The sequence below is a fragment of the Desulfoferrobacter suflitae genome, from assembly GCF_022603395.1.
GTDB lineage: Bacteria > Desulfobacterota > Syntrophobacteria > Syntrophobacterales > Syntrophobacteraceae > Desulfoferrobacter > Desulfoferrobacter suflitae.
The window spans coordinates 87477-113251 of record NZ_JAIBKA010000009.1 but is presented as its reverse complement, the minus strand read 5'-3'; the positions used below and the strand labels follow the sequence as shown (position 1 = coordinate 113251).

Here is a 25775-nt window from a genome sequence, read left to right as displayed (position 1 = left end):
TCAATGGTTAACAACGACGATTCAACAAAACAAACCCACACAGAAGATCCAATGTTCACCGACATGAATTTGGAAGATCCCATGCTGGACGGTGACATCGAGGACATGGAAACGCTCGAGGATCTTTATGAACAGAGCTTCCGCAATATCCAGGAAGGTGAGGTCATCCGGGGTCGCATCGTGCAAATCACCGATGACTACATCATGGTGGATATTGGTTATAAATCGGAAGGGCAGATCCCTGTTCGCGAGTTCAAGGATGAAAGCGGCAACGTGCAAGCCGCCATATCCGACGAAGTGGACGTACTGCTTGAACTCCACGACGACGAAGAGGGAACCATCCTTCTGTCGAAGGAAAAAGCGGCAAAGATCAAGGTTTGGGACGATATAAGCCGAATCTATAATGATGACGGTATCATCGAAGGCAAGGTCATTTCCAAGGTCAAGGGCGGCCTCGCCGTGGACATCGGCGTTCAGGCATTCCTGCCAGGCTCCCAGGTCGACTTGAGGCCGGTTCGCAACCTGGAATCCCTGATCGATCACACCTACCCCTTCAAGATCCTCAAATACAATAAGAAACGTCGAAATGTCGTGCTCTCCCGCAGAGTCCTGCTGGAAAAGGAACGCGAACAGATGAAAGCCGAGACTCTTGCCAGCCTGGAAGATTCCAAGGTTGTGGAGGGAGTGGTAAAGAATATTACCGACTACGGAGTTTTTGTGGATCTGGGAGGAATCGACGGACTGTTGCATATCACCGACATGAGTTGGGGCCGCGTCGGCCATCCATCGGAAATGTTCCAGATAGGCGACAAGATCAATGTCATGGTGCTCTCTTTTGACCGCGAGAACGAACGCGTTTCCCTGGGACTCAAACAGCTGGTACCCGATCCATGGACCAATGCGGAAGAAAAATACCCCGTCAACACTCAAGTCAGGGGTCGCGTCGTGAGCCTGACCGACTATGGGGCGTTCGTCGAAATTGAAGAAGGCGTGGAAGGCTTGATCCATGTTTCCGAGATGTCTTGGACCAAAAAAATTCGCCATCCGAGCAAGATATTGAACGTGGGCGATGAAGTCGAGGCCGTCGTGCTGAGCATCAATCCCGACAACAAGAGAATTTCTCTGGGTATGAAGCAGCTCGAGCCCAATCCGTGGGATGTGATCGCCGAAAAGTATCCGATCGGCACTACGATCGCCGGTAAGATCAAGAACATCACGGACTTTGGCGTGTTTATCGGAATCGATGAGGGCATCGACGGGCTGGTCCATATTTCCGACATCTCCTGGACAAAACGCGTCAAACACCCTTCGGAGGTCTTTAAGAAGGCCCAGGAAGTCCAGGCGATAGTCTTGAACATCGATAAAGAGAATGAGCGCTTTTCTTTGGGTATCAAGCAGCTTGAGCAAGATCCCTGGGAGACCATTCCCGATCGTTATCCCCTGGGAAGCGTCATCAGCGGCCCCATCACTAATGTTACCGACTTCGGACTGTTTGTGGAATTGGAAGAGGGCATCGAAGGCCTGGTTCATGTTTCGGAAATCAGCAAAGAAAAGATCAAGTCCCCGGTCGGCCAATACAAGATGGGTGATACGATTACTGCCAAAGTGATCAACATTTCACCCAAAGACCGCAAGATCGGGCTCTCGGTTAAGAAGGTCGATGATCAGGAAGAACGATCCAACTATGAAGAGTATGTGAATACCGCCAAAGCAGCAACATCCAACCTTGGCGAGCTGCTCAAGGAAGAATTGGAAGCCCTTTCCAACAATTCCGCACCGGCTGACAAAGAATAGTTGTCGATTACCCTTTGTGTTTGCAAGCCCGGTTCATGCATTGCGCCTGATACCGGGCTTTCGTGTTTGGGAGGACCCCGGCAGCGGTGAAACAACCTGGTTGCTTACTCATTTCATTGGTGTTCCTGCTGGTTGCAGGAGCGGCATTTTGGCTGATCACTTCCGATCATGCATTGTTGGCGAATCCCAACAGGATTGCCGTGATCGAAGTCAAGGGCCTCATTGACGATGCCCGGGAGACCCTGCGCAGCATCGTCAAGTACCGTAAAGACCCCAATGTAAAAGCCCTGGTTCTGCGGGTCGAATCCCCGGGCGGTGGGGTGGGACCGTCGCAGGAAATTTACCGAGAATTGCAGCGCACTAATGAGACCAAGCCCGTGGTGGCCTCTCTGGGCGCTGTTGCAGCTTCTGGAGGGTATTATATCGCCTCGGCCGCCGGCCGCATCTTCGCCAGTCCGGGGACGGTCACGGGCAGTATCGGCGTTATCGTCTACTACCCGAACCTGGAGGAGCTGTTTGAAAAGATCGGGTACAGCATGACCGCCATAAAGAGTGGGCGGTTCAAGGACTTGGGAAATCCTGACCGGGAGATGACCGCGGAAGAAAAAGCCCTGCTGCAGCAAACCATCGACCAGGTCCATCGCCAGTTTATCGAGGCGGTAGCTGCCGCTCGCAATATTCCCAGGGAAAAGATTGAGGCAATAGCCGACGGCCGAATTCTAACGGGCGAAACGGCAAAACAGTTGGGATTGGTCGATGAACTTGGCAATTTCGAGGACGCTGTCAGGGCGGCGGCCATCATGGGCAAAGTGGAAGGGGAGCCGAAGTTGGTTTACGCAAAGAAAAAAGGGTTTTCCTTACTGGAACTGCTGCTGGGCAATCAATTGGCCGAGCAAATAACGAATTATCCCGTCGGCTTCGCCGGCATCCGTTATCAGGCCCCGTTGGCACCCTGACACGACGGGCTTGGGGTTCATGGCAGGCCGGCACCGGTCGCCCGCCATGACCTCCCTCGTTTATACTTGAAAAGCAGCGACGTCTCCCGCTCCCTCCCGAAGTACTTCGGGAGTGTCATCAATGAGAGAAATAACACTCGACGGTTTGCCGTTGACAATGCCCCCGTCAATGATCAGATCAAGGGCATGCCCCAACTTTGCCTTGATCTCCTGGGGGGTCTCCAGGATGCTGCTCGTTTCCGGATCGGTAGCCGAGGTACTGATGATGGGATGTCCCAATTCCTGAACAATAGCCAAACAGATTTCATGATCCGGCACTCGAATACCCACAGTGCGGCGCTTGGTGAGCATGATTTTGGGGACCAGCCGCGAGCCTTCCAGGATGAATGTGTAGGGGCCTGGCAGGAGCCGTTTCATGGTCTTGTAAGCGTAATTTGTCACTTGAGCGTACTCGCTTATATTTTTCAGGTCACTGCAGATAAAGCTAAAAGGCTGTTGCGCGGATCTACGCTTCAACTGGTAGATTTTTTCAATGGACTCTTTGTTGAACAAATCACAACCGATACCGTAATACGTATCGGTGGGATAAGCTATTACCCCCCCATTGGCCAGAATTTCCGCAACCTGCTTAATCTTTCTCGGTTCAGGATGTTGCGAGTTCATCTCGAGTATCATGGGCAATCCTCTCGGGCTAAAGGTGATTTGTCGTCGCAAACGTGCAGGTCCCAGAGTACCACACTAACCCGCGGGGCGCCTCTCCAGAATGACTTTTGGCTGCTTTCCCGCGGTTCCAACGGACTCCGGGAACCGCCAACCGCATTCCCATGCGGATTCGAAGTTGCAGCAGATTGACCTAAGGCCGGCATTCTCGGACACGCTCCCGGGCTTTGTGTCAGGAGAGGCTGCAGGATCAATCAATGGCATAGCCAAGTAAATAAACCGTTGGTTGTGTTAGGGTTTGCGATTGTTCAGATTTGAAAATAAACTCTTGCAACTGACCCTGTCAAGCTAAGAAAAGGAGCCGGCGGCTGATGACCCGGGCAAATGAGCGTCACTTGAATTTCGCCTCCATCGATATCGGTTCTCACACCATCCGACTACTCCTGGCCACACTGGTGAACGGCGAGCAAATAGTTCCGCGCCGTGTTGAAAGGGCCATCACCCGCTTGGCCAAAAATTACCAGGACACCCGGGAGCTCTCTTCAGCGAGTATGCTCAAAAGCCTTGACACATTGAAAGGATACCAAAGGCTGTTAGATCGCTACCAGGTGGAGGCTGTTGCGTGCGGAGCAACCGGTGTGCTGCGCAGGGCGGTAAACACTCGGACATTTCTCGAATCAATCAAATCCTCGGTGGGGCTGGATGTTTCCATTCTTTCAGAAAGGGATGAGGCCGCCCTATCCGCCAAGGGCATTTTGAGCGTTCTTCCGCCCGGTGAGGGACTGAAATTGTTGTTTGATCTGGGGGGGAGCAGCACAGAGTTTATTCTGGTCGACCCGGAGGCAGGCGTGCCCCTTTGGGTCGAAAGCATTTTCATCGGTGCGGCGGGCATCGCCGAAAAGTATTTGACGGACAATCCGCCCAAGGCGCAACAGCTGCAACGTGCCGCCCGGTTCATCCGGGCCCGCATCGAGCAGGCCCTATCCGGCCTGCACCACGCTCTCGAGCAAACTGGCTCGGGCTCGAGTCTGGACGCACTAATGCTGGTCGGCACCGCGGGAACCGCCACGACACTGGCCTCGATGTACCTGAAAACCAATGAATATCGAGCTCATCGGATTAATGGGACACTTCTAACCGAGGATTGGCTTGCGGGCACGGTGCAGCACCTGGCCCGGCTCACTACTGAAGAAAGGCAAAGCATTCAGGGACTGGAAAGAGGAAGGGAAGATATCATACTGGGGGGGGCACTGATCGTTTTGCAGATTCTGCATGCACTGAACCAACAGCGGCTCACCGTCACCGACGCAGGGCTGTTGGAAGGTCTTCTCCTCTATCTTATTGAAAAACAGAGAGGAATGCCTCATACTTTAGGAACTCCTTTGGAGTGGCTTTGGCCAATTGCATAGGCGCTGGCAGCGCATGGCTACCCCTTGTAGCCGGATGGAGGATACCAGTATTCAACGCAGGGGCGGACCGATCGGCAATGATTTGCAGACCCCTGGAAAAGATCACGGAGAGATTCAATGCAGAATGAACAGTCGGCTATTCAGGAAGCTCTTACTTTTGACGACGTTTCATTAATCCCCAGATATTCCGAGATATTACCACAGGAAACCAACCTTGAAACCCCCTTGACCCGCAGCATAACCATGCGAATTCCTTTGCTCAGTGCAGCAATGGACTCCGTCACGGAAGCGGATACCGCCATAAGCATTGCGCGGGAAGGCGGAATTGGCATCATTCACCGCAATATGTCCGTCGAGCGGCAAGCCCAGGAAGTCAATAAGGTCAAGAAATCCGAAAGCGGAATGATCGTTGATCCGGTCACGGTGGAACCCGACCAGCGCATTTCGGACGTGCTGGAACTGATGGCACGCTATCGCATTTCGGGTGTACCCGTGGTGAAGCAAGGGCAACTGGTGGGAATCATCACAAATCGTGACCTGCGTTTTGAAACCAACGTCAACCTCAAAGTCTCTGAGGTCATGACTAAAAAGAACCTGGTAACGGCCCCCATAGGCATTTCTCTGGAAGATTCCAAGAAATTGCTCCATGCCAATCGAATTGAAAAGTTGCTGGTAGTGGATGAAGCCGGCAAGCTGAAGGGATTGATCACCATCAAGGATATCATGAAGGTCAAAAAATATCCCAATTCGAGCAAGGACCAACTCGGCAGGCTGAGGGTCGGGGCCGCTGTCGGGGTCGGCAAGGGCATGCTCGAACGGGTGCTGGCGCTCAAGCATGCCGGGACCGATTTGATTGTTGTGGACAGTGCCCATGGGCACTCCAGAAATGTCTTGGAGATGGTGAAGCTGATCAAACAGGAATGCCCGGACATGCAAGTCGCCGCGGGCAACGTTGCCACGGCCGAAGGAGCGGAAAGTCTGATCAAAGCCGGGGCGGATGCCATCAAGATCGGAGTGGGACCCGGATCCATTTGTACAACGCGTATCGTGGCAGGAGTGGGCGTGCCACAAATCACCGCAATCCTGGCTTGTGCACCGGTGGCGCGCGCCCACGACGTTCCCATCATCGCCGATGGTGGAATCAAATACAGCGGGGACATTGTCAAGGCGCTGGCGGCTGGAGCAAACACTGTCATGATTGGAAGCCTGTTTGCCGGAACCGATGAAAGTCCCGGCGAAACCGTACTGTATCAAGGACGAAGCTACAAAGTGTATCGCGGCATGGGCTCCCTGGGCGCAATGAAGGAAGGCAGCCGCGACCGCTACTTCCAGGATGAAGTCCTGGAACTCACCAAACTGGTACCGGAAGGCATAGAGGGGATGGTGCCCTACCGCGGGCCGCTGTCGGCCAGTGTACATCAACTCATAGGAGGACTGCGATCGGGAATGGGATATCTGGGCTGCCGCAACCTTGAAGAACTTCGCACACAAGCCCTGATGGTTCGAGTCACTGCTGCGGGGCTCAGGGAAAGCCACGTGCATGACGTCATCATCACCAAGGAAGCACCGAACTATCAGGTGGATCTGAAGTGATCTCAATTACCGACCGGGGCACCGAGCAACCCTTAAAAGACCAGGTGCCGCCCCCCTCAACGCAGTGAACAGGAAAGGAACACCCCATGAAGTGGGATCACCTGCACGAAGAACGAATACTCATTTTGGATTTTGGATCCCAATACACCCAGCTCATTGCCCGCCGGGTTAGGGAAAGCCATGTCTACTGTGAGATTCATCCTTTCAACATGGCAATCCAGGAGATCCGGGCCTTTCAGCCCAAAGGTATTATCCTTTCCGGCGGACCCGCCGGTGTATATCAAAAAGAAGCGCCCCTGCCCGACCCGCTGATCTTCTCTCTGCAGGTTCCCATTCTTGGTATTTGTTACGGTTTGCAGGTCATGGCCCACCAGTTGGGCGGCCAGGTAGAAAAAGCCGCCAGGCGCGAGTATGGCCCGGCGACGATTGATATCATTCATCCGGGTGACCTCTTCAAAAACATCGAATGCACGGACGTGCGGGTATGGATGAGCCACGGTGACCGGGTGCTCACACTACCGGCCGATTTTATCATTCTGGCCAACAGCGACAATTCGCCAATCGCCGCTATGGGGGATTTCGGGCGCCATTTTTATGGTGTTCAATTCCATCCCGAAGTGGTGCACACCCCATGTGGCAAGAACCTGCTGGAAAACTTTCTGTACCGCGTCTGCCATTGTCGCTCGACATGGACCATGAAATCCTTTGTGGAAACCTCCATCCAGGTGATACGCGAGCGGGTGGGAGCAGATCAGGTCATTTGCGCATTGAGTGGCGGGGTCGACTCATCGGTCGTTGCGGCTCTCCTGCACAACGCCATAGGACCTCAGCTTCACTGCATATTCGTCAATAACGGGATGTTGCGCACGGGAGAAGCGGAAAGCGTGCAAACCATTTTTCGCGACCATTTTGAAATGAACCTCATTTACCTCGACGCATCCGAGCTGTTTTTGCAGCGGCTCAAGGGGGTCATCGATCCGGAACAGAAGAGAAAGATCATCGGCAATCTATTTATCGAACTGTTTGAAAAAGAGGCCGGGAAATTACCCAATGTCAGGTATCTGGCACAGGGCACCCTGTACCCTGATGTTATAGAAAGTGTTTCCTTCAAGGGACCCTCGGCCACCATCAAGACCCATCACAATGTCGGCGGACTGCCGGAAAAAATGCAATTGCAGCTGATCGAGCCATTGCGCGAGCTGTTCAAGGATGAAGCAAGACTGGTCGGCAGAGAGCTGGGCCTGCCCGAACGGATCATCATGCGCCACCCCTTTCCCGGCCCCGGATTGGCCATCCGACTGCTGCGCGACGTAACCTCGGAAGACCTTCAAATTCTGAGGGAAGCAGACAGCATTGTGCTTGAAGAAATGCAGGCTTCCGGCTGGTACGACAAAGTCTGGCAGGCGTTTGCGGTTCTTCTGCCGGTCCGCTCCGTGGGGGTTATGGGAGACGAGAGGACCTACGATCAGGTCATTGCCCTGCGGGTCGTGGAGAGTGTCGACGCCATGACCGCCGATTGGGCCAGGTTGCCTTACGAGCTTCTGCAGAAAATCTCCAACCGCATAATCAATGAAGTGAACGGCGTCAATCGGGTCGTTTATGACATCTCTTCCAAACCTCCCAGCACAATTGAATGGGAATAGCTCTGGAATTCCGGCTGTCATCCCATGGCCTTCAAACAAAACACCGAAGCGAGTCGACGTTGCTACCGCTTGAGTCATCAGAGCAAAGCCGGGTGGGTTTCATTTCAGGTCAAGTATCGAGAAACCGATCTTTGGATCCGGGCACGGCAGGACTTGTCAAAGGAAGCGACCTCGACGGTTCTGACCTGCCGTCACCAGCTGGAGCACTACATTGCCCAGCACCCCGAATTCCTCCAGGCAATGGAACCCCTTCCCGGTGACCGGGCTGCGCCGGAGCTGGTTCGACACATGCTGGAGGCCTCCGGCAAGACGGGCGTCGGTCCCATGGCGAGTGTGGCCGGGGCAATTGCTGAATCGGTGGCACGTCACCTCAAGCAGTTCACCAGCGAGGTCGTCGTCGAGAATGGGGGCGACTGCTATCTCGACCTGCAGGAAGATGCCACGGTAGGTGTTTACATCGAACCAGACTCGCCGTTCCATGATAAAGTCGCCCTGCAGTTTACTGCCGACCGGTTTCCCTTGAGCATATGCACTTCCTCGGGAACCATTGGACACTCTATCAGCTTCGGCAGCGCCGATGCCGTTTCGGTTGTGGCCGGGAACGGCGCTTTGGCGGATGCAGCCGCCACGGCTCTGGGCAATCTGGTGCGCGGTCCCGCCGACCTGCCTCGAGCCCTGGAGCGAGCCACGCACATTCCCTCCCTCGAGGGAGTCCTCATCATTGTAAAGGACAAGATGGCCATCTGGGGCAAACTTGAACTCACTTCGCTCCCTCGGCGGTGAGCCCGTTGTCAGACCACACCCAATCCAAAAAACATCTTGAGTTTTTGTGCTTCGTTGCTATAGTGGCAAAACCGCTTAGAAAAAGGCTTTGCACTGTTCGAGGCGGGCAGGATGGGTTTGTGCGGCAGCCTCGCAGGCTATCGCCGCGGCCACATTATTGAACGAATGGCGAGAGAGCCTCATGCAGAACTTATGGGCGCCCTGGCGCATCGAATATATTCTGGGAAAGCGGGAACCTTATTGCATCTTTTGCCCGGAAGGCGATGGTCTTTCAGATGAAGAGCGGCTCATTCTCTATCGCGGTCGGACGACCATGGTCATGATGAACAAATATCCCTACAATAACGGGCACCTTCTGGTTGCCCCCTGGCGGCATCTGGCCGGCTTGCGGGAACTCAGCGAAGATGAAATGATCGACATCATGCGCTGGGTGACCACCTGTACGGTCATCCTGCGGCGGGTGATGCGGCCCGAGGGCTTCAACGTAGGTCTCAATCTGGGGGCAGCCGCCGGCGCCGGGGTCGAGGACCATCTGCATTTCCATGTTGTGCCTCGCTGGCCCGGCGACACCAATTTCCTCACCGTCTTTGCCGACGTCAGAAGCATTCCGGAACACCTCCAGCAGACCTATGCCAAGCTTCGACCTCACTTCGAAAAGGAGAGCAATTCATGAAATTATTCAAGCTCATTACGGGCGGGTTAGTCATGCTGGTCATAGGGCTCTTTTTCTGGCAAAACGTCCCTACCTTTACGACTCCACTCCCGTTCCAACTCAACCTGTATATCAAGGAACACCTGCAATGGAGCCTGCAGGTGTACGTCCTGCTGGTGCTGGCAGGATTTCTGGGATTTGCCGTTGGAATCGTACTGATGCTCAGGCCCTATTTCAACGTGAGGCGTATGCTCGCCCATGAAAGGCAGGAAAAGCTGCAACCGGTGCCGCCTCAGCCAACTCAGGAAGCTCCCCCGGAAAAAGCCCGGGAGAACCTCCAGGAGTCAAAAACCGAATCGGACGGCTAAATCGTCACGCCATATTTGTCGAGATATCCTCGGGGAGTAACCATCCACCCTTTCCACACGTAAGTCGCGCTGTTTCCTACAATCAGCACCGATTGCATATCCACCTCTGCATCAGGGATACGGTCCAGAGTGGTCAAACACCGCCACTGCCCTTCCCGCATTGCGCGGCGCACCAGCGCGACCGGCGTGGTTGGCGGACGGTGCTGCAGAATCACACGCTGTGCCTGGCGCAACAAATGGGGCCGACTCTTGCTGCGCGGATTGTAGATCGCCATAACAAAATCCGCCAGGGCTGCAGCGTTCAGGCGCTTCTCGATGATCTCCCAGGGAGTCAGATGGTCGCTCAAGCTAATGGCTGCGAAATCGTGCATCAGCGGGGCGCCGACCGTCGAGGCTGCAGCATTGAATGCCGCCACTCCCGGAATGACGTCAATGGAAAAGTCGAGCGTTACCGTCGAGGTGTCGCCGCCGTAGGAAACGTTGAGATTCCTTTCGCGACAGAGATCGAAGATGAGCCCTGCCATGCCATAAATTCCGGCATCGCCACTGGAAACGATAACCACGCGCCTTCCGCAAGATGCAGCTTCTATGGCAGCTTCGCAGCGCTCCATCTCTTTGCGCATGCCGCTCGCGTATACGGTTTTGCCCGCTGTCAAGTCGGCAATCATTTGCAGATACAGTTTGTAGCCGACGACCACATCCGCCTGGATCACAGCATCCAGGGCGATGGGCAGCATATACGAGCGATCCCCTGGGCCAAGGCTCACGATGGTCAGCTTACCCGGACCACCGCCACTGTGACATTTGCCGATTTTTTCTTGGGCACAATGATTTTCCCCTGCTGTGCGCTCAACAGCGCCGTTGCTTCGCATACGCTCGGTACTCCCACATGGACCTTGACTAGATTTGATGGATTGGGCACTGATACCTGTTCCAGGTCAGCTTTGCAATAGAACGCTATGGGCCGATCAAACCTTCTCCCTGTTTCCAAAATTGCCTGTTCATCGGCTTTCAGGTCGATGCTGGCCAGGTTCCTGATAGACAATAATGACAGGTTCGCATCCTTGAAAACTCGCTGGATCAGCGCCAACATTTCATTGGTCGGAGTGCCCCGGTTACAGCCCAACCCCACCACCAGATTGCGGGGACGAAGAATCAGACAGCAAAGATCGGTGGGCGGAAGCTGTTCCGAAACCCATATCCCGACACGGGATTGACCGTCGCGCAGGACATTCAATTGCTCTTTGCTATGCCCCTTTTCTCCAGGTCCCGGCATCCTGCCGTCAGAGAGGACATCATCGGTCCAAAGCACATTGCCTTCCTGCTGCAGATGGGGCTTCAAATGCTCGTAAGGATCGAAGATCCAAATGGTCTCTTCTTCCAGAAAGGCTCGGGCCAGACGAGCGACCATGGCTGAATTTTCAATGGCCAGGTTGGCATCCCGGGCAATCAGATCAATAGCAGGCTTTCCACGAACGTCCGAAGCAGTGGTGATGACCGCTTGACCACCGGTCATGCGAGCGATCCGGCGGGCCAGTGCATTGGCTCCTCCCAAATGGCCCGACAACAGGCTGACTACAAATTGGCCTTGCTCATCCATTACGATCACTGCCGGGTCCAGCGCCTTATGCTCCACTAGCGGCGCAAGGTGACGCACCACAATACCGCTGGCCATGATACAGACCAGCGCATGGTGGTTTGACCAGGCATGGCGAACGGCCTCCTCCAGTTTCTCAAAAACAACCATGTTCTCCGTGGCAGGGCAACCAAGCCTCGAGGGCACATAGCACACGCTTCCCGGGAGCTTTTTTAGGATCTCCAGGGCAAGGCCCGCTCCATGGCGAGTGATTGCCAGGATAGCGACGGACAAGCTCGGGATATTAGCTGCTGCGGTAGCCATGGCTGAAGGATTCATCGTAAAGCTTTGATCTTTTGAGCATTCCATGAGAGCGAGCGGCAAATACATCTCCCACCATGATCAGGGCCTGCCGGGAAATGCCGGCCCTCTTCACTGCATCCGCAACATCTTCCAAACTAGTCTCCAACAACCGCTGATCGGGCCATCCCACGCGATACGCCACCACAACGGGAGTCCTGCCCGGATAGGACGACCTCAGCTCGGAGACCACCTTGTCGATCTGCTGAACGCTCAAGTAGATCACCAGGGTGGCGCGATGAGCCGCCAACGAGCCGAGCTGCTCTTTTTCCGGCACCGATGTTCGCCCTGCAAGACGCGTGAGGATCACCGTCTGTGAAACTTCAGGCAGGGTCAGTTCCTGCCTGAGCGCTGCTGCGGCTGCGAACACAGCAGAAACTCCGGGAACCACCCGGTAGGGGATCGCATCTTTTTCCAGGAGCAACATCTGCTCCTGTATGGCCCCGTAGAGACTCGGGTCACCGGTATGCAGGCGCACTACCCTCTCTCCCCCAGCATAACCTTCACACAACAGGGCATGAGTTTCCTCAAGAGTGAGTGAAGCGCTGTTGAAAATAGCGGCATCCGGTTTGCAGTTTTGCAGCAGCGCCCGGGGGACCAGAGATCCCGCATAGACGACGCGATCCGCCTGCTCCAGCAGACGTTGACCTTTGACGGTTATCAGGTCTGGGTCGCCAGGACCGGCCCCGACAAAATAGATGGGATATCTCATTGCATGACTCTCACTCCCTACCGGCCATTGGGGTTGTCGATTAAACGGCGCGCGCCATACGCTGTTTGCAAGCCGCATCACCGGTTCTCAGACGCTGCGGCTGGCGGTCACGATGAACACCGGGTTGAGCGCTTCCAGCCTGATGGTGTTCAAAATAGGTGCAGAGCGGTTAATCTGCACTTGAGCAACTGTCACGTCGAAGGACTTCTCACGCCAAAATTGGCGCACGGCTTCAAGGGTGTCCAGGGTCACGACGGTCTGCACTATTCGCCCACCATCCCGCAGCTTTTCTGCAGCTCGGCTGAGGATAGCGACAAGGTCTCCACCCGCACCCCCAATGAATACTCGGTCGGGATCAGGAAGCCGCTCTAATACATCGGATGCATCGGCGCAAATACTTTCGATTTCAGCACAACCAAAACGCGCCAGATTTTCAACAAGGTCTTGATAGCGATCCTGGTTTCTCTCCACCGCCACCACTTTCCTCAAGGGAACAATGCGAGCGGCTTCGATTGAGACTGACCCACTGGCCGCCCCCAGATCCCAGAGAACAAGATCCGGACGGAGTTGCAGGCTGGCCAGAACAATAGCTCGAATTTCCATTTTGGTGATCAAGCCCGCTTGATGTTGAAATGAAGCTTCAGACATGCCGAAGGTTGTCAGGTTCTGGCCGGCCAACGCCGTGCTCACCGAAGAATTCTCCGCGGGCCGAATCAACGCGATGTTCAGAGGGGAAAAGTCCAGACCCCGGGCTTCGGAAAGAGGAATTTCCCGAATGTTTTCGTCATCCTGCCCGAGATTTTCTCCAACCACCAACACTCTGTCTTGAACGCCCAGCTGAAGCAATTCCCGCGCAACCCTTGCCGGAGTATATTGGGGATCCGTGTACAAACCTATTTTCTTATGGCGCAGCAGCAGGTTCAGCCAGTCTCCGGGTTTCATCGCTTTGCCGCGCCCGTGCAGGCTTACGATCTTAACATCATCCCAGGGCTCCGCCAGGCGGGCGAAGAGATACTGCATGGCGGTGACGTTGGGCAGCACAAGCAGGCGTTCTTTCCCCAGGACCTCTCCCAGCCGCCGCCCGATGCCGAAAAACAGCGGATCGCCTGATGCCAGCACAAGGGTCCTGCGGGATTGGGACACCTGATCGATTTTCTCGAGGGTGTGGTCCAGAGGTGATCCTAAAATGATCTTTTCACCTCGATGCTCGCCGAATTCATCCAGTTGCCGTCGGCCCCCCACCAGGACCTCCGCCCGATCGATCCAGCAGGAGGCGCGCGCGCTGAGGTCGAGCTTTCCCATGCCGATTCCCACCACCACGATGGCGGGAACCTGCCAGACGTCCACGCTCATGGATAAGTTTGGGCAATTCATGAGGATATGTCTACCAACGGTGTGCCGTCATAATTGAATAGAATGACGCGAATTGTCATGGTGTTTTCCGTGATGCGGCGAGAGTTCGACAGGGCAAGTTCTGCCAGTTGCGAAATGACCTCGAAAGCCGCTCGATTCAATAACATTTCGAGGGCGTGTCGCGCCGTGTTCGCTTCCCGGAGCATGGTGCAAAAAAACTCGTCATAGCCCTTCTCTGCAGCCACCCGTGCAATCAAACACAAGTCCAAGGCGGCTTTATGCGCATGCGTGTATGCATGACCATAAGCCATTTTGACCAATTTTCCAAAAAACACACTGTGCACGACCCCTTGAAAATTCATTCTGCGCGCCGCCTGCAAACTGAAAGCGTAAAAATCGGCAATCTGGATGAAAGCCTCGGGAGGCATGTTGGGCAAATAATTCTGTGCCAAACGCTCGCTTTTGCCTCCGGTGCTCAAAACAACCTCTCGGCATCCATTGGATGCAGCTACCGACAGTGCGCTTTCAATGGTCTCCTCATACGCTTCATGGGAAAAGGGCTTGACCAGACCCGTGGTGCCCAGTATCGAAATCCCACCCAGGATGCCCAGTCTGGGATTCAGTGTTCGTTTGGCGAGTGCTCTCCCGTTGGGAACCTGAACCTCGAGTTGCAGCAGAAGGTCCTTCAGACTCTCGGGCAGTCCGGTCAGAGGCAAGAGAATGTGAGGGCTTTCGGGGGGTTTCCAGGTAAACAGGTCGCTCCAACCAAGCTGTTCGCACCCGAGCCACCGGCCGCCCGTCAACTCTTCAACAAGGTTGCGGCACAGCATCCGGCGCGGGACTGGATTGACGGCCGGTTCTCCCACGGCGACGGGCAGCCCGGGCTTCGTGACCACTCCGATCCCTTCCCCCGCAACCAGGCAAACTGTCGCACGACTACCGCCGGGCATCTCACCGCCCAATTGCTGCTGCACCTGCGATGTCCCTCCTGTGGCAGGAGAACAAAACACCTTCAATGCCACCCTCAGCTCGGCCCGATGCGTGACGTCCGGGTCATCTCCCGCGTCCTTGATAACGCTCACCCAGCAACTTTTCTTTCCGGTGCCGCCAGCTTCCATCTTTATCGAAATGAAGCAATCGTTCGGTAAACGCACGGCGACCCTCTCCGGCACGCTGCCGTCGCGACAAAGCCTCAGAGCCGCTCGGGCTGCTGCGACCATTGCCGTGCCGGTGCTGAATCCAGCGCGCAAACGTTTTCTTTTTCCCTGGGGTGGTGATGAAGATCTATACATCCTGATAACAAATATGAATTCAAGCCCGGCAATTCGTCACAAGCCCCCGGAACTGATCGGAACGACTCTTGCCGGTGAAACGCAAGGGAGTCGGCAGGGCAGGAGGGAACCCCCTATGCTCGGGCAAGCTCAAAGCCTCTAGGACTCCTCCTTAACCCCGTCTACGGTTTGTCCTTTGATACTTTCCAGGAGCGCGAGCCGCTGTGCAAGCCGTCTCAATTCCCTTTCCTGCCGCGAGCGCTCCAGATCCATGGTCAGCATCTTGATGAGGATCAGCCCCAGGCAAATGATCACTACCAGGATAGGAGGATAATGCACTCCGAAGGGCGATCCGACAAGGTCGACCAAACCGGGAAAAATCCCCAGAATAAGAACAGCAACCGCCACACACAACCACCATAGGGCATATCTGGTATGAAGATAATCGCGGCGCACCAACACCATGATCACACCGGCAACCAGGAGACCCAGCACTGCCGATGTCCATTTATAAGAAATCAACACAAATTCACCATCTATTTTCGGTGCAGCACCAATTTCATTGTCCGAGCCGATTGCCTCAACGCTTGGCAAGGCACAAAATACTGCTTGCCAACATGTACCTGGCAACGACCCACCATGAATTGAAGATCCTGGAAGCTCCTGACAGTCGGGGGCACATTTCCACTTGCTTCTCAACGATGCTCAGCCCCATTCGGCGTAAGAGTATCAACACCCCCAAATCCTGATAATCCAGCAGCGTCGCCTTGCGGGACGCCAACAGGATCATGGATTTCTGATTATAGGCACGGAAACCGGATGTCAAATCCTCCAGGCCTATTCCGGAAAGCCGGCGGAAGATCATCCAGGCCAAGTGGCGTGCCCTGCTGCCTCGCTTGACACACGCACCGATGACCATATCCGCATCCCCGCATCTAATCGGTTCGATTAGGCCCTTGACGCTGGACGCTTGATGCTGCCCATCGGCATCCATCGTTACGGCGATTCGATAGTCCTTTTTGAGAGCATAGCGCATGCCGGTCTGGATGGCCCCCCAGGCTCCCAAATGAATTGCCAGGGGAAGGACGGTCGCACCGGCCGATCGTGCCGCCTCGATGGTACCATCCGTGCTCACATCGTCAATGACGACAACTTCGCAGTGAAGCTGGGACAATATCTTGCAAACCACTTCTCCTACAGTGGCCTCTTCATTCCTTGCAGGAATGAGAACAACGGGCGATGAACACTGAGTCATTGGCATCCTTTTGACAAAGGAAGAAGTGATCCCGATCCCTTATCCGATCACTCGCACACCGATCCTTATCTATAAACCAGGTGGCATCCTGAGCCAATGGGACCATTAACCCCTTTTCCAAATTCAATCAACTAAAATAAACACTTCAAATCCCACGCTTATTATCGTATTATTTTGATAATATTATAATAAACTTGCAAAAAACGAAGACCCCGCAAGACGCCGCCACGTCTCACCCTCACATTCTCGAAGCCGCTTCCAGCACACTCCATGAGACGTTCCAGCAGGCGTTGAAACCATGCACCATCAACCTCGCGTGCACCTCCAGAGATCTACGCCATGCCGCGAAGCATTTGGTTCAAGGCAGACTTCTCAGTCCCCATTCTGCTGTAAGAATTGGCCCAGGAGACAGGCCCCGCAAAATTAGAGGCGGCGTCAAACGGTCAAACGCGGCTACTGATACTCATAATGCAGGGGCAGGGCGACGGGCAGGGTGAAAGGGATGTAACTCTCTGCAATTTCACTGGCCTCAAACATCTCCGTGAGTTTATCGTAAACGGGCGACCATTGGAGGCATTCTCCACTTGTGAGCTGTGTCGATACGCGCGGGATGTTGCGCGCCATAGAGCCCCCCAGATAGTATTTGCCGCCACACTTTCTGATGAAGTCCACCCCTCCGGCAAAGTAAGGCACACCCACACATCCCTCCGAATCGAAAGTCAGGTTGGTGGCTTCAATCTCGCCCGTGGTTTGCTTGATGGTCGTAAACTTGCCTATCCCCGGGATAAAAACAACCGCCTCATCCTGCATCTTGCCTCTTTCCACCAAGATACCCAAATACTGCCCCGTCGCGTCATACACATGGATACAGCCGGCGGTGTTGGTTTCCTGAGCAACCGCCGGAAACACGAAGGCAGCGGTTACCGCCAAAATGAGGAGGGAAAGGATAAAAAACCGTCGCATATCGATGTGCCTCCTTATGATATCTTCACACTGGAAAATATAATAACATTGTCTTCTCACGGAAACAAAACTATCGGCACTTGCCGCTGCCATATGCCATATTTCGCCCATTCCATTGGCGAAATCAAGAGGGGGGAACGCGCATATGATTTATGAATTCATCTATCCTTCAGGCCATCGACAGATTGTCAAGCCAATTGAATCGGATGCTCCCGGTACTCCCTTTTATCGATGTCACACCCTTTCTCCCGCCGGAGACTCCCTGGAATTCAAAATCCTGAGTGAAGCGCAGCTGCAGCGGACACTAAAACGAGTGTTGAACATGGGCGGCAGCGTTTTGCAAAAAACCACATCAGACGGGGAGTAACGCTTCAGTCAGCGGATGCACGAATCACTTCCCCCCGGCAGACAAAAGAGATTCCTTGAGCCGAGATTGCCCCAATCATCACACTTTCGACTATGGGGCTGCTCACTTTTTGTTCGGCTTTCCATTGAACCACAAAGCTTGCTCCCAATCCTCCGCTCAGGTCTGATTCCGCCACCTGGAAATGAGTAGAAGCCAGTGATGCCAGCTTGATCGGCTTTTCTACATGCTCTTTAATCAGCTTACCGTCGGAATTATAGTAGTCCACTGCCAAAATTTCGATGGCATGAACCAGATCGGTATTGCGGATACTGAGTGTCGCCGTAAGATCTATCTTTTTAAACTTATTTCCGTAATAGATGAACGAATAAATGGGTACATAAACCGTCTGACCGTTATGCGATTTTGCCTCGCCGGCCAAACAGTGGGAAAAGGCGAAAAAACCCATTGAAAGAACCATCCCACCGAGCACGCAGGCAAAGACGATCGAGAAGCTCTTTATCCGAATTCTTTCCATCGATTCCTCCCTCTTGCGGTATCGCATGGCGCACTCTGATCCAAACCGGAAACTCGTATGGCTTTTTTCACAGGATGAATCCCGTGAAATCATTGACCCGTTTTCTGTCCAAATGCTTCAGGAATTCCACAACCAGCTGCAGGGTACTCAGATAATCCTTGAGGTGGATGATCGAGTTGTGGGTATGAATATAGCGTGCCGGTACCCCCAAAACGGCCGTCGGGACGCCCGCACCATGCAGGTGAATGGCCCGCGCATCGGTACCCCCGCTTCTGCGAACCGCCACCTGGTAAGGGATTTGCAACCTTTCGGCGAGATCGATCAGGGATTGGGTCAACTTTCGGTTCATGATGGCGGAAGGATCCATGAGTCTGATTTGCACACCGCGACCCAGGGAGGCCTGCCTTTCATCTTCACTCACCGCTGGTAAATCGTCGGCCGGAGTGCCTTCCAATACCAGCGCCAAGTCCGGATTTACCCCGAAAACGGCGGTTTGAGCCCCGCGCACTCCCACTTCCTCCTGTACCGTTCCCACCGCGCAGACGGTGCCCGCATGCCGGCAGCTTCCCAGCATATGGACGGCCTGGATGACCAGGGCCATGCCCACCCGATCGTCAAACCCTTTGCACAACAGGTAATCGGGATCGAACATGCGAGCAAAGGGGCTGTAAGGCACAATGGGATCCCCCAGACTGATTTGAAACCTTTGGAGGACCTCCTCCTTATTAGCGGCTCCAACGTCGATGAACATGTCTTCGATGTTCACCAGTCGTTCACGTTCATTTTTCTCCAGCAAATGAGGCGGCTTCGCACCAATCACACCAATAATCTCATCACCTTTTCGGGTTCGTATCCTGACACGCTGTGCAAGGAGCGTATGCGACCACCAACCACCAACGGGCATAAACTTAATGAGGCCGCTCTTGGCGACCGATTGCACCACAAATCCAACCTCATCCATGTGCGCTGTCAGCATCACACATGGGCCGTCAGCACTGCCTGCCTGCCTGAAAAAAACATTACCCGTTCTGTCGCTGTAGACTCTATCACCCAATTCTTCTTGAAATATACCACGCACGGAATCCTCATTACCTGCAGCGCCATGTGCTTCACTCAGTTTGGCGAGCAGCCTCAACGCTTCCTTTTCTATTTCCCGGCTCATTGGCACAGCGCCCCTTGTGTTGACGTTTCATATGGCCTTGCGGCGGCCGGTCACCAGCCGCACCGGCGTGCATGATCCGTGTCTGGCAATCCACGTTCAGTTCAACACTGCCGATAATCCATGCATGCTGCGAGGTTGCATTTCTCGATCAGCAAACTTATATAAATTTCCTTGCAAACACAAGCTGCTCCCCGCCCATGATCAGTCGTGGACGAGCAAGGTTTATTACACACTTTAATCTACACGCATGACCGAGAGGAGTATCAAATGGAAAAATTCGCGGAAAACTACTGGCGATTGCGACTGAAAGATCTCAAGGAAACTCTCGAAGCGAACAACTTTGCAGTGTTCATTGCAGAAAACCGGGAAGAGGCAAAAAAAATTGTATTGGAAGAGATGCTCCCCAAGCTGGATCCCAAGACCATCTCCTGGGGAGGCTCGCTGACCCTTGTCGAATCAGGCCTGTATGGGGCCCTGCAAAACAGATCCGGTCTGGAAGTCATCGACACCTTTGATAAGACCATTGCAGCCGATGAAATGGTTGAACGCCGCCGCAAAGCACTGCTGGCGGACGTTTTCATTACCGGAACCAACGCGGTCACCGAAACCGGGAACCTGGTCAACCTGGATATGATCGGAAATCGCGTTGCTGCCATCACCTTTGGCCCCAAGAACGTGATTGTTCTGGTAGGCCGCAATAAAATCGTTCCAGACCTGGAAGAGGCCATGCTGCGCATAAAGAATTACACGGCCCCAACCAACGCCATGCGCCTCGACAAAAAGACTCCCTGCGTCAAGACTTCGTATTGCGAGGAATGCAAGAGCCCCGACAGAATATGCAATTCCTGGACAATTACGGAAAAGTCTTTCCCCAAAGGCAGAATAAAGGTACTGTTAATTAATGAAGCTTGCGGCATTTGAGCCCTGGGCCGGTATCGCCCCGGTTTGCGCACACGCCCTTGAGGTTGAGGCGCCTCACGGAGGAGCGGGATTCAGGTCGAGACAGCGCCCCCTACGTCACCAATCTGTCATGAGCCAATGTTGAACACCGCAGTGAACAGAACGATCCGATGCACGGCCATCGGCATTGAGTGACAGCATAGAGCACATATGTCTATCTTGTTGACTGTTTCTAACTAATTCATTTTCCTGAATGATTTGATAAATTTCAAACTCAGGTGATAGTTTAGTTGACAGAATAGGCAGGAAACCGTCCGGCAGAAATCTTCCCCGGACTTCCTGTAATGTCGACATTTTTTAGTGTCTTCAGCCAGTTAACAAAAACGTTCAAGAACATAACAACACTTTAAGGCCTGGCACAGCTGTTGCTCAGCTTCCAGTCAGACCCTGGGATGCAGGCAGCAAGAGGAAAGGGCCTAAGACCTTGCCTGTTAGGGGTGGCAGGTCGGAGAGGAAACTCTTCGACCTTGTTAATTTTGTAATCATGCCTCCAAAATCAGTGCTTTATGCAAAAGGATTGCTTTTCTCCCAATTCCTCGATTTCTACCCGGGCTTTTTTTCCGGCCCTTCTTCCGCAATCCGCAAACCTCTCATGTCGATCCCGTTACCCCCTTCTCGGCCCGGTCGCAAAGCCTCCCCCATTGCGCACTGATTGGCGCGCCCATGGATTCGACCAGGGGCACGCTGCAGTCAAGTGTGCACAAGACATTGCAAGTAGTTCCATTATCGGCTATTGAAGAACTGCCCGGCAGGGATGGAGTGTGCCTGCTTAGTGCCAGGCTTGTAGACATCCAATGCCGGAATATCCGCAATACCATCAAGGAAGGTTAATGACCTCTGGACCTGAAAAGTTGGGCCGCCGATCCATTGAAGAAAAAATTCGATTGGCGCATGACCTCTCGGCAAGGTGGGGATCGCGCCTGCGTCGAGATGCACGGATCGGTCCCCGCCTTGCTGCAGTGAGAGAAAACGTAGCCGCTTCGCGGCGGGCCATGCTGCAAGTGGGGGTTGCCGCCGCCTGCAGGACGTGCGAAGAGATGGAAGGGGGGAGCTGTTGCGGTAAGGGCATTGAAGACAAGTACAGCCCCACTTTATTGCTGATGAATCTCTTGTTGGACCGGGTTCTGCCCACGCGACGGTATATGGAGAACAGCTGCTATTTTTTGGGCCCCCGTGGGTGTTCGCTGGCGGCACGCCACGTGATCTGCGTGAATTATCTGTGTGGTAAGATCCGGGAAACCATAGCCATGGAAGACATCATTCACCTGCAAACCATTAACGGCCAGGAACTGGATGCAGTTTTTGCTCTGCATGAAGCCATCAAAAGATACCTATGTGCATGAAGTCGACCACTCTCTCTTTGGCTTCCACCCTCGCCTGCATTGCCGATTTTTATGATGGTTGCAAGGTCGGCTGCGAGGGTTTTGAAGGTTACCGCAAGTCGGCCGACTTGACCAAGTTCATCCGCTGTGCAGGCGAGTTGGAAAACGGTCAATTCATCAACCCGCGGCACACGATTTTCGTGGATCTGGGCTGTGCAGACGGGCGAGTCAATCTCTTGATGAGCTATTTTGTCAAAAAATCCATCGGCATCGAGATAGACCCCGATATTCTCGGTGAGTACCAGTCCCATGCCGCAGAGCTTGGCTGCCGGTTGACAGAAAATCAACTGACGGTGCCTCCAGCCAACATCTCCCTTTTTGCCGGCAATTCGCTGGCAGACGAGACGTTCCAGCGGATCCGGGCCCACACTGGAGTGAGCTTCAAAGACGTTGACATCTTCTATACTTACATTACACTACATGACGCATTTGCAGCAAAAATCGCCGCCCAGGCAAAAGTTGGATCCTTGTATCTGGTATACGGCTTCAACAAGATTTTGCCTCGTTACGACGGTCTGGAGCTGCTGATCGCTGACGTGGCTTCCCAGGGGATTGCCACCCTGTACCAAAAAACCGCTTAACTGCCTTGTCTGATTTTGTCGGAACCGGCAACCTGTCTTCCTCTGATAAGAGGTGCACGCCATGCCAAAGTTTATCAAGCGGCGGTCGAAGAAATCCGGACTTGCCCCTGGCACCTTGATCCATATCGGCGAAAAGAGAACCGAGCAATCCAAGATAACCTTAATCAAGTATGACGAGACCTCGTCTCAGGAAAAGCAGGTCAAAACCGTCGAGGAGTGCTTTTCCCTGGAGGACGCTCGAACCATCAAATGGATCAACGTGGATGGAGTGCACGAGATCGATGTCATTGCTAAAATTGGCAACCATTACAACCTGCACCCTCTTACCCTGGATCCTACGTCCCACAATATTTGATTTGAACAGTCCCAAGTAATCTGATCCCGCCTATCCCGCTATACCTCGCCATGCTTTTGCACTTTACCCTGCCTACCCCGCGCGCCGGGCGCTAACCGGTCCCAAGACCACGCCGGATAACGGCTGGGCATCAGCGGGGGCGCCGAAGCACCTCCGGAATGTCAACATTACTGGTTGTCGCAGCGCCACGAGCCTCGCCGACCACCTGCAGGCCATGGCTCGGCTGCAAGATCTATTCTGCTGATGACGATGCAGACTCCAGTTCAGAGGCTTTCTTCAGAGCCCATTCAATGGCTTCGTTGTCAAATCCTGGCCTTGAGCGCATAAAAGCGGCCGCCTTTCGGTAGTACTCAGCGGCCATCCTATTCTGCCCCTTGGCTTCATAGACCGTTGCCAGTCTGTCGAGCCCGTCAACATCGTCCGGATATTGCTCCAATAGCTTGTGACACTGAGCTTCCGCTTCGTCCAGTTTCCCGGCTTGGATGAGATCAATGACACTATTCGATAGGTTGTCCAACTCCTCCATTTGGGCATGGATCTGTTTGAAGACATCTGAAGGAGCCTGCGGCGGCCGTGTCGCTGAGACCTGTTCGCGCAACAAACAGCATTTTTTGTACTTCTTTCCACTTCCACAAGGGCAGGGCGCATTGCGGGATATCTTACTCATGGGTAACGCAACTCCTTTGTTGAAAAACCGTTGCCAAACATAGCATCTGGCGCGTCGGGCGCCGGCGGTTTTGCGCTTGCGGGCGGCGCCAGGTTGGAGTAAACGAACGGCTTTTTCGGAAACCTCTTCGATCATGACTATTCGCTCAAGTGGGAGACGCCATGTTTGCTCCATTTACCCGCTCAGATATTAGAAAATACAGCTTGAATGTGCTGCGAAACAAGATCCGCTGCGGTTTGCCCTCCTGCCCCGTCTGCAATACTCAACCGGATTTGTTCAGGCGGCATCAGGCACGCCCCCGCAAATTCCGCATTCTATGCGACGCATTGGTCCAGGTGGTAAAATGCCTTGTCATTCGGTGGAAATGCCCCGGCTGCCATAAGACCTTCACCGAACAGCCTCCTTTCGCGCTTCCCTTCAAGCGTTACACCAGCGACGCGATACTTCATCGCTCGGCAAGCTATCTGGAAGATGAGACGTCGACCTATCGGAAGACAGTCCTGGAAGAAGGCTCGGAGATCTTCCATGCCTCGACGGACGAAGGAAATACGCCGGTCGATAAAGTCCTCTCCCACACAACCCCTTACCGCTGGATCGACACTCTTGGCCGCTTCAAAGAAATCCCGCGCCGCGCTCTGGACCTCATCTTACAGAAGGATCCGGCGACAAAAGTCTACCGGGATCTCGCCGCGCTAACGATCTCCCCCAATAAGTTCGTGAAAACCGCTCGGGAAGAAACCCTCAAACGCTCTCGCCGGCTCGTCCACCTGGAGGCGGTATTCCGAGTTGTTTTTGGTGCTTCAATTTTCCCCTTCTTTGCAACAGGCTGCGCCTGGCAATGATTTATGCTCGCCTCCAACCATAAAACAAAGGAGGCGTTATGAAGCAAAAAGATGAAAAATGGGCCCTGTTCTGGTGCGATCTCCTTCGCCCCGTTCTCTTCGACGAGGTGGAGCCGGAATCGATCCAGGATTTTCTCAAAGAGATCTCTCAAAAGGAGATGGTCTTTCCCGGCGGACGTACCGGCAAGCCCTCCCTTTCCACCCTCAGGCGAAAGCTGAAGCGCTATCGAACCGGAGGATTCGATGCTCTCGCAAGAAAAGACCGCCATGACCGCGGCCATGCCAGGGCCGCACCCGCAGAAATCATTGCAACCGCCATCGAGCTTAAATGCGAGCAGCCCAAGCGCTCCCCTGCCACCATCAACCGATTCCTAAAGGACCTCTATGGCGTTACGCTCTCCCGCTCTACTTTGTATCGCCATCTTAAAGGTGCGGGCGCAACCCGCCTCAAGCTCGGCGTTGTCAAAAACAAGGTGAGAAAACGTTGGACCAGAGACCATACCCATGATCTCTGGGTTGGGGACTTCGAGGAAGGCCCCTATGTTGTTTTCGGCCGGGAGGTCCTGCCCACCTATCTTTCCGCTTTCATCGACTGCCACAGCAGGTATATCGTCGAGGCCCGCTACTACCTGCGCCAAAGCCTCGATATCCTCATCGACTCGCTGCTGCGCGCCCTGGCCAAGCATGGCGCCCCCGGCGAACTCTACCTCGATAACGCCAAGGTCTATCACGCAATCGGCCTCAAGGCTGCCTGCTACCGGCTCCACATCCGGCTTCGCCACCGGCCGGCCGGGGACCCTTCCCCGGGAGGACTCATTGAGCGCTTCTTTGAGACCGCCCAAGACCGGTTTGAATCCGAGGTGCGGGCACAAGATGCCATAAGCCTCGATGATCTCAACCGAGCTCTCAGCGCATGGATCTCGGTGGATTATCATAGCTCCATTCATTCCGAGACCGGCGAGACTCCCAAGGACCGCTATCATACCGGACTTTCCGTCATCCGCCACGTGGAAATGGACCAGGTGCTCGCTTCCTTCCTTAGAAAGGTCACTCGGGTCGTCCACAAGGATTTTTCCGACATTAGCCTCGATAAGCGGCTCTACCGGGTCGATCCAGCTTTAAGGGGAGACAAGGTCTGGGTCCACTACGATCCCTTCTCGTCTTCAGATAGCGTGAAGATCTTTTCCCTGAAAGGCGAATACCAGGGATCGGGCGTGCTCCATCACCGCGAGGCCGAGCAACCGCCCCTTCCCGCACAAGCTCGGGGAAAACCCAAGCATAACCTCATCGATCTCCTCGTTCGCGAGCACCGGGAGCAGCTCGCCGCAAACACTCGCGGCATCGATTACCGCAAGGTCGTCTCCGTGCGGCCGTGGCCGTTTCATGCCTTTGTCAAAGCCTTTGCCCGGCTGCTCGGAAAAGAAGTGGGCATCTCCGCCTTCACGGCACAGGAGCTCGAAACGCTCAAAAAACTCTACAATCAAAACGTTCAGCTCACAGAATCCGTGCTCACGCAGGCCTTTGCCCGAGTGCCTAACAAGTCGTTCCCCCACCTCGTCGGTGAGCTCAAACAAATCCTACAGCAAAAGGAGTAACC

At 54.2% G+C, this 25775-nt stretch carries 27 protein-coding genes; 15 read left to right on the top strand and 12 right to left on the bottom strand.

The features are described from left to right. Positions 1–3: 3 nt before the first annotated feature. Together K1V27_RS16170 and sppA are read left to right on the top strand one after the other, a co-directional pair. The gene (locus tag K1V27_RS16170; RefSeq protein ID WP_258931082.1) at positions 4–1794 is read left to right on the top strand and encodes a 30S ribosomal protein S1; all 1791 of its coding nucleotides are present in this window, start codon (positions 4–6) and stop codon (positions 1792–1794) included. Between the two features lie 86 nt (positions 1795–1880). Beyond that, the gene (gene sppA, locus K1V27_RS16165; RefSeq protein ID WP_258931081.1) at positions 1881–2750 is read left to right on the top strand and encodes a signal peptide peptidase SppA; all 870 of its coding nucleotides are present in this window, start codon (positions 1881–1883) and stop codon (positions 2748–2750) included. A 60-nt stretch (positions 2751–2810) separates the two neighbouring features. On the opposite strand, the gene K1V27_RS16160 is transcribed toward sppA, so the two are convergent. Next, entirely contained in the window at positions 2811–3425 is a 615-nt protein-coding gene (locus tag K1V27_RS16160; RefSeq protein WP_258931080.1) for an L-threonylcarbamoyladenylate synthase, read from the bottom strand. A gap of 356 nt (positions 3426–3781) precedes the next feature. Between K1V27_RS16160 and K1V27_RS16155 the strand changes: the two genes are divergently transcribed. The 6 genes from K1V27_RS16155 (at position 3782) to K1V27_RS16130 (ending at position 9858) form a co-directional block, all read left to right on the top strand. After that, positions 3782–4819 carry a Ppx/GppA phosphatase family protein gene (locus tag K1V27_RS16155; protein WP_258931079.1) on the top strand — a complete coding sequence of 346 codons (1038 nt, stop codon included), beginning with the start codon at positions 3782–3784 and terminating at the stop codon, positions 4817–4819. A gap of 117 nt (positions 4820–4936) precedes the next feature. Next, positions 4937–6412 carry an IMP dehydrogenase gene (gene guaB, locus K1V27_RS16150; protein ID WP_258931078.1) on the top strand — a complete coding sequence of 492 codons (1476 nt, stop codon included), beginning with the start codon at positions 4937–4939 and terminating at the stop codon, positions 6410–6412. A gap of 86 nt (positions 6413–6498) precedes the next feature. Continuing rightward, complete coding sequence (guaA, locus tag K1V27_RS16145) at positions 6499–8055, top strand: glutamine-hydrolyzing GMP synthase (protein WP_258931077.1); 1557 nt, start codon at positions 6499–6501, stop codon at positions 8053–8055. Positions 8056–8079: 24 nt separating this feature from the next. Then, on the top strand, positions 8080–8838 hold the full coding sequence (locus K1V27_RS16140) for a UPF0280 family protein (RefSeq protein WP_258931076.1): 759 nt from the start codon (positions 8080–8082) through the stop codon (positions 8836–8838). Between the two features lie 181 nt (positions 8839–9019). Further along, positions 9020–9511: an HIT family protein gene (locus K1V27_RS16135; RefSeq protein WP_258931075.1), complete on the top strand. Its 492-nt coding sequence runs from the start codon at positions 9020–9022 to the stop codon at positions 9509–9511. Next, positions 9508–9858: a LapA family protein gene (locus K1V27_RS16130; RefSeq protein WP_258931074.1), complete on the top strand. Its 351-nt coding sequence runs from the start codon at positions 9508–9510 to the stop codon at positions 9856–9858. Before K1V27_RS16135 ends, K1V27_RS16130 begins: the two co-directional genes overlap by 4 nt. On the opposite strand, the gene cobJ is transcribed toward K1V27_RS16130, so the two are convergent. From cobJ to K1V27_RS16090, 8 genes are all read right to left on the bottom strand, one after another. Further along, on the bottom strand, positions 9855–10595 hold the full coding sequence (cobJ, locus tag K1V27_RS16125; RefSeq protein WP_258931073.1) for a precorrin-3B C(17)-methyltransferase: 741 nt from the start codon (positions 10593–10595) through the stop codon (positions 9855–9857). The genes K1V27_RS16130 and cobJ overlap by 4 nt on opposite strands. A 35-nt stretch (positions 10596–10630) precedes the next feature. Further along, a complete protein-coding gene (locus K1V27_RS16120) occupies positions 10631–11758 on the bottom strand; it encodes a cobalt-precorrin 5A hydrolase (protein ID WP_258931072.1) in 1128 nt (375 codons plus the stop codon). Continuing rightward, a complete protein-coding gene (gene cobM / locus K1V27_RS16115) occupies positions 11739–12506 on the bottom strand; it encodes a precorrin-4 C(11)-methyltransferase (protein ID WP_258931071.1) in 768 nt (255 codons plus the stop codon). The genes K1V27_RS16120 and cobM overlap by 20 nt, the downstream gene beginning before the upstream one ends. An 87-nt stretch (positions 12507–12593) precedes the next feature. Then, the gene (cbiE, locus tag K1V27_RS16110) at positions 12594–13880 is read right to left on the bottom strand and encodes a precorrin-6y C5,15-methyltransferase (decarboxylating) subunit CbiE (protein ID WP_258931070.1); all 1287 of its coding nucleotides are present in this window, start codon (positions 13878–13880) and stop codon (positions 12594–12596) included. Further along, the gene (gene cbiD / locus K1V27_RS16105; RefSeq protein ID WP_258931069.1) at positions 13877–15151 is read right to left on the bottom strand and encodes a cobalt-precorrin-5B (C(1))-methyltransferase CbiD; all 1275 of its coding nucleotides are present in this window, start codon (positions 15149–15151) and stop codon (positions 13877–13879) included. Before cbiD ends, cbiE begins: the two co-directional genes overlap by 4 nt. Positions 15152–15289: 138 nt before the next feature. Continuing rightward, positions 15290–15655, bottom strand: a complete 366-nt coding sequence (locus K1V27_RS16100; RefSeq protein WP_258931068.1) for a DUF2304 domain-containing protein — start codon at positions 15653–15655, stop codon at positions 15290–15292. Positions 15656–15710: 55 nt separating this feature from the next. Then, entirely contained in the window at positions 15711–16385 is a 675-nt protein-coding gene (locus tag K1V27_RS16095) for a glycosyltransferase family 2 protein (RefSeq protein WP_258931067.1), read from the bottom strand. 453 nt (positions 16386–16838) lie between these two features. Further along, positions 16839–17348, bottom strand: a complete 510-nt coding sequence (locus K1V27_RS16090) for a hypothetical protein (protein ID WP_258931066.1) — start codon at positions 17346–17348, stop codon at positions 16839–16841. A 145-nt stretch (positions 17349–17493) separates the two neighbouring features. Here K1V27_RS16090 and K1V27_RS16085 point away from each other — a divergent pair, with 145 nt between their 5' ends. Beyond that, a complete protein-coding gene (locus K1V27_RS16085) occupies positions 17494–17715 on the top strand; it encodes a hypothetical protein (RefSeq protein WP_258931065.1) in 222 nt (73 codons plus the stop codon). A gap of 4 nt (positions 17716–17719) precedes the next feature. Here K1V27_RS16085 and K1V27_RS16080 read toward each other — a convergent pair whose 3' ends face one another. Both K1V27_RS16080 and K1V27_RS16075 read right to left on the bottom strand, forming a co-directional pair. Next, positions 17720–18229, bottom strand: coding sequence for a DUF3124 domain-containing protein (locus tag K1V27_RS16080; RefSeq protein WP_258931064.1), 510 nt, complete (start codon positions 18227–18229; stop codon positions 17720–17722). A 67-nt stretch (positions 18230–18296) separates the two neighbouring features. Beyond that, positions 18297–19391 carry a M42 family metallopeptidase gene (locus K1V27_RS16075; protein WP_258931063.1) on the bottom strand — a complete coding sequence of 365 codons (1095 nt, stop codon included), beginning with the start codon at positions 19389–19391 and terminating at the stop codon, positions 18297–18299. A gap of 267 nt (positions 19392–19658) precedes the next feature. Between K1V27_RS16075 and K1V27_RS16070 the strand changes: the two genes are divergently transcribed. From K1V27_RS16070 to K1V27_RS16055, 4 genes are all read left to right on the top strand, one after another. Further along, on the top strand, positions 19659–20312 hold the full coding sequence (locus K1V27_RS16070) for a lactate utilization protein (protein ID WP_258931062.1): 654 nt from the start codon (positions 19659–19661) through the stop codon (positions 20310–20312). A gap of 869 nt (positions 20313–21181) precedes the next feature. Further along, on the top strand, positions 21182–21694 hold the full coding sequence (locus K1V27_RS16065) for a hypothetical protein (RefSeq protein ID WP_258931061.1): 513 nt from the start codon (positions 21182–21184) through the stop codon (positions 21692–21694). Continuing rightward, positions 21691–22314 (top strand): hypothetical protein, encoded by a 624-nt coding sequence (locus tag K1V27_RS16060; protein WP_258931060.1) that lies wholly within the window; start codon positions 21691–21693, stop codon positions 22312–22314. Before K1V27_RS16065 ends, K1V27_RS16060 begins: the two co-directional genes overlap by 4 nt. A 61-nt stretch (positions 22315–22375) precedes the next feature. Next, positions 22376–22669, top strand: a complete 294-nt coding sequence (locus K1V27_RS16055) for a hypothetical protein (protein WP_258931059.1) — start codon at positions 22376–22378, stop codon at positions 22667–22669. A gap of 232 nt (positions 22670–22901) precedes the next feature. Here the strand turns inward: K1V27_RS16055 and K1V27_RS16050 are convergent, their stop codons facing one another. Further along, on the bottom strand, positions 22902–23471 hold the full coding sequence (locus tag K1V27_RS16050) for a tetratricopeptide repeat protein (RefSeq protein WP_258927476.1): 570 nt from the start codon (positions 23469–23471) through the stop codon (positions 22902–22904). Between the two features lie 26 nt (positions 23472–23497). Here K1V27_RS16050 and K1V27_RS16045 point away from each other — a divergent pair, with 26 nt between their 5' ends. After that, the gene (locus K1V27_RS16045; protein ID WP_258931058.1) at positions 23498–24178 is read left to right on the top strand and encodes a DUF6431 domain-containing protein; all 681 of its coding nucleotides are present in this window, start codon (positions 23498–23500) and stop codon (positions 24176–24178) included. A gap of 38 nt (positions 24179–24216) precedes the next feature. Continuing rightward, a complete protein-coding gene (locus K1V27_RS16040; RefSeq protein ID WP_258927474.1) occupies positions 24217–25773 on the top strand; it encodes a helix-turn-helix domain-containing protein in 1557 nt (518 codons plus the stop codon). Positions 25774–25775 lie beyond the last annotated feature (2 nt).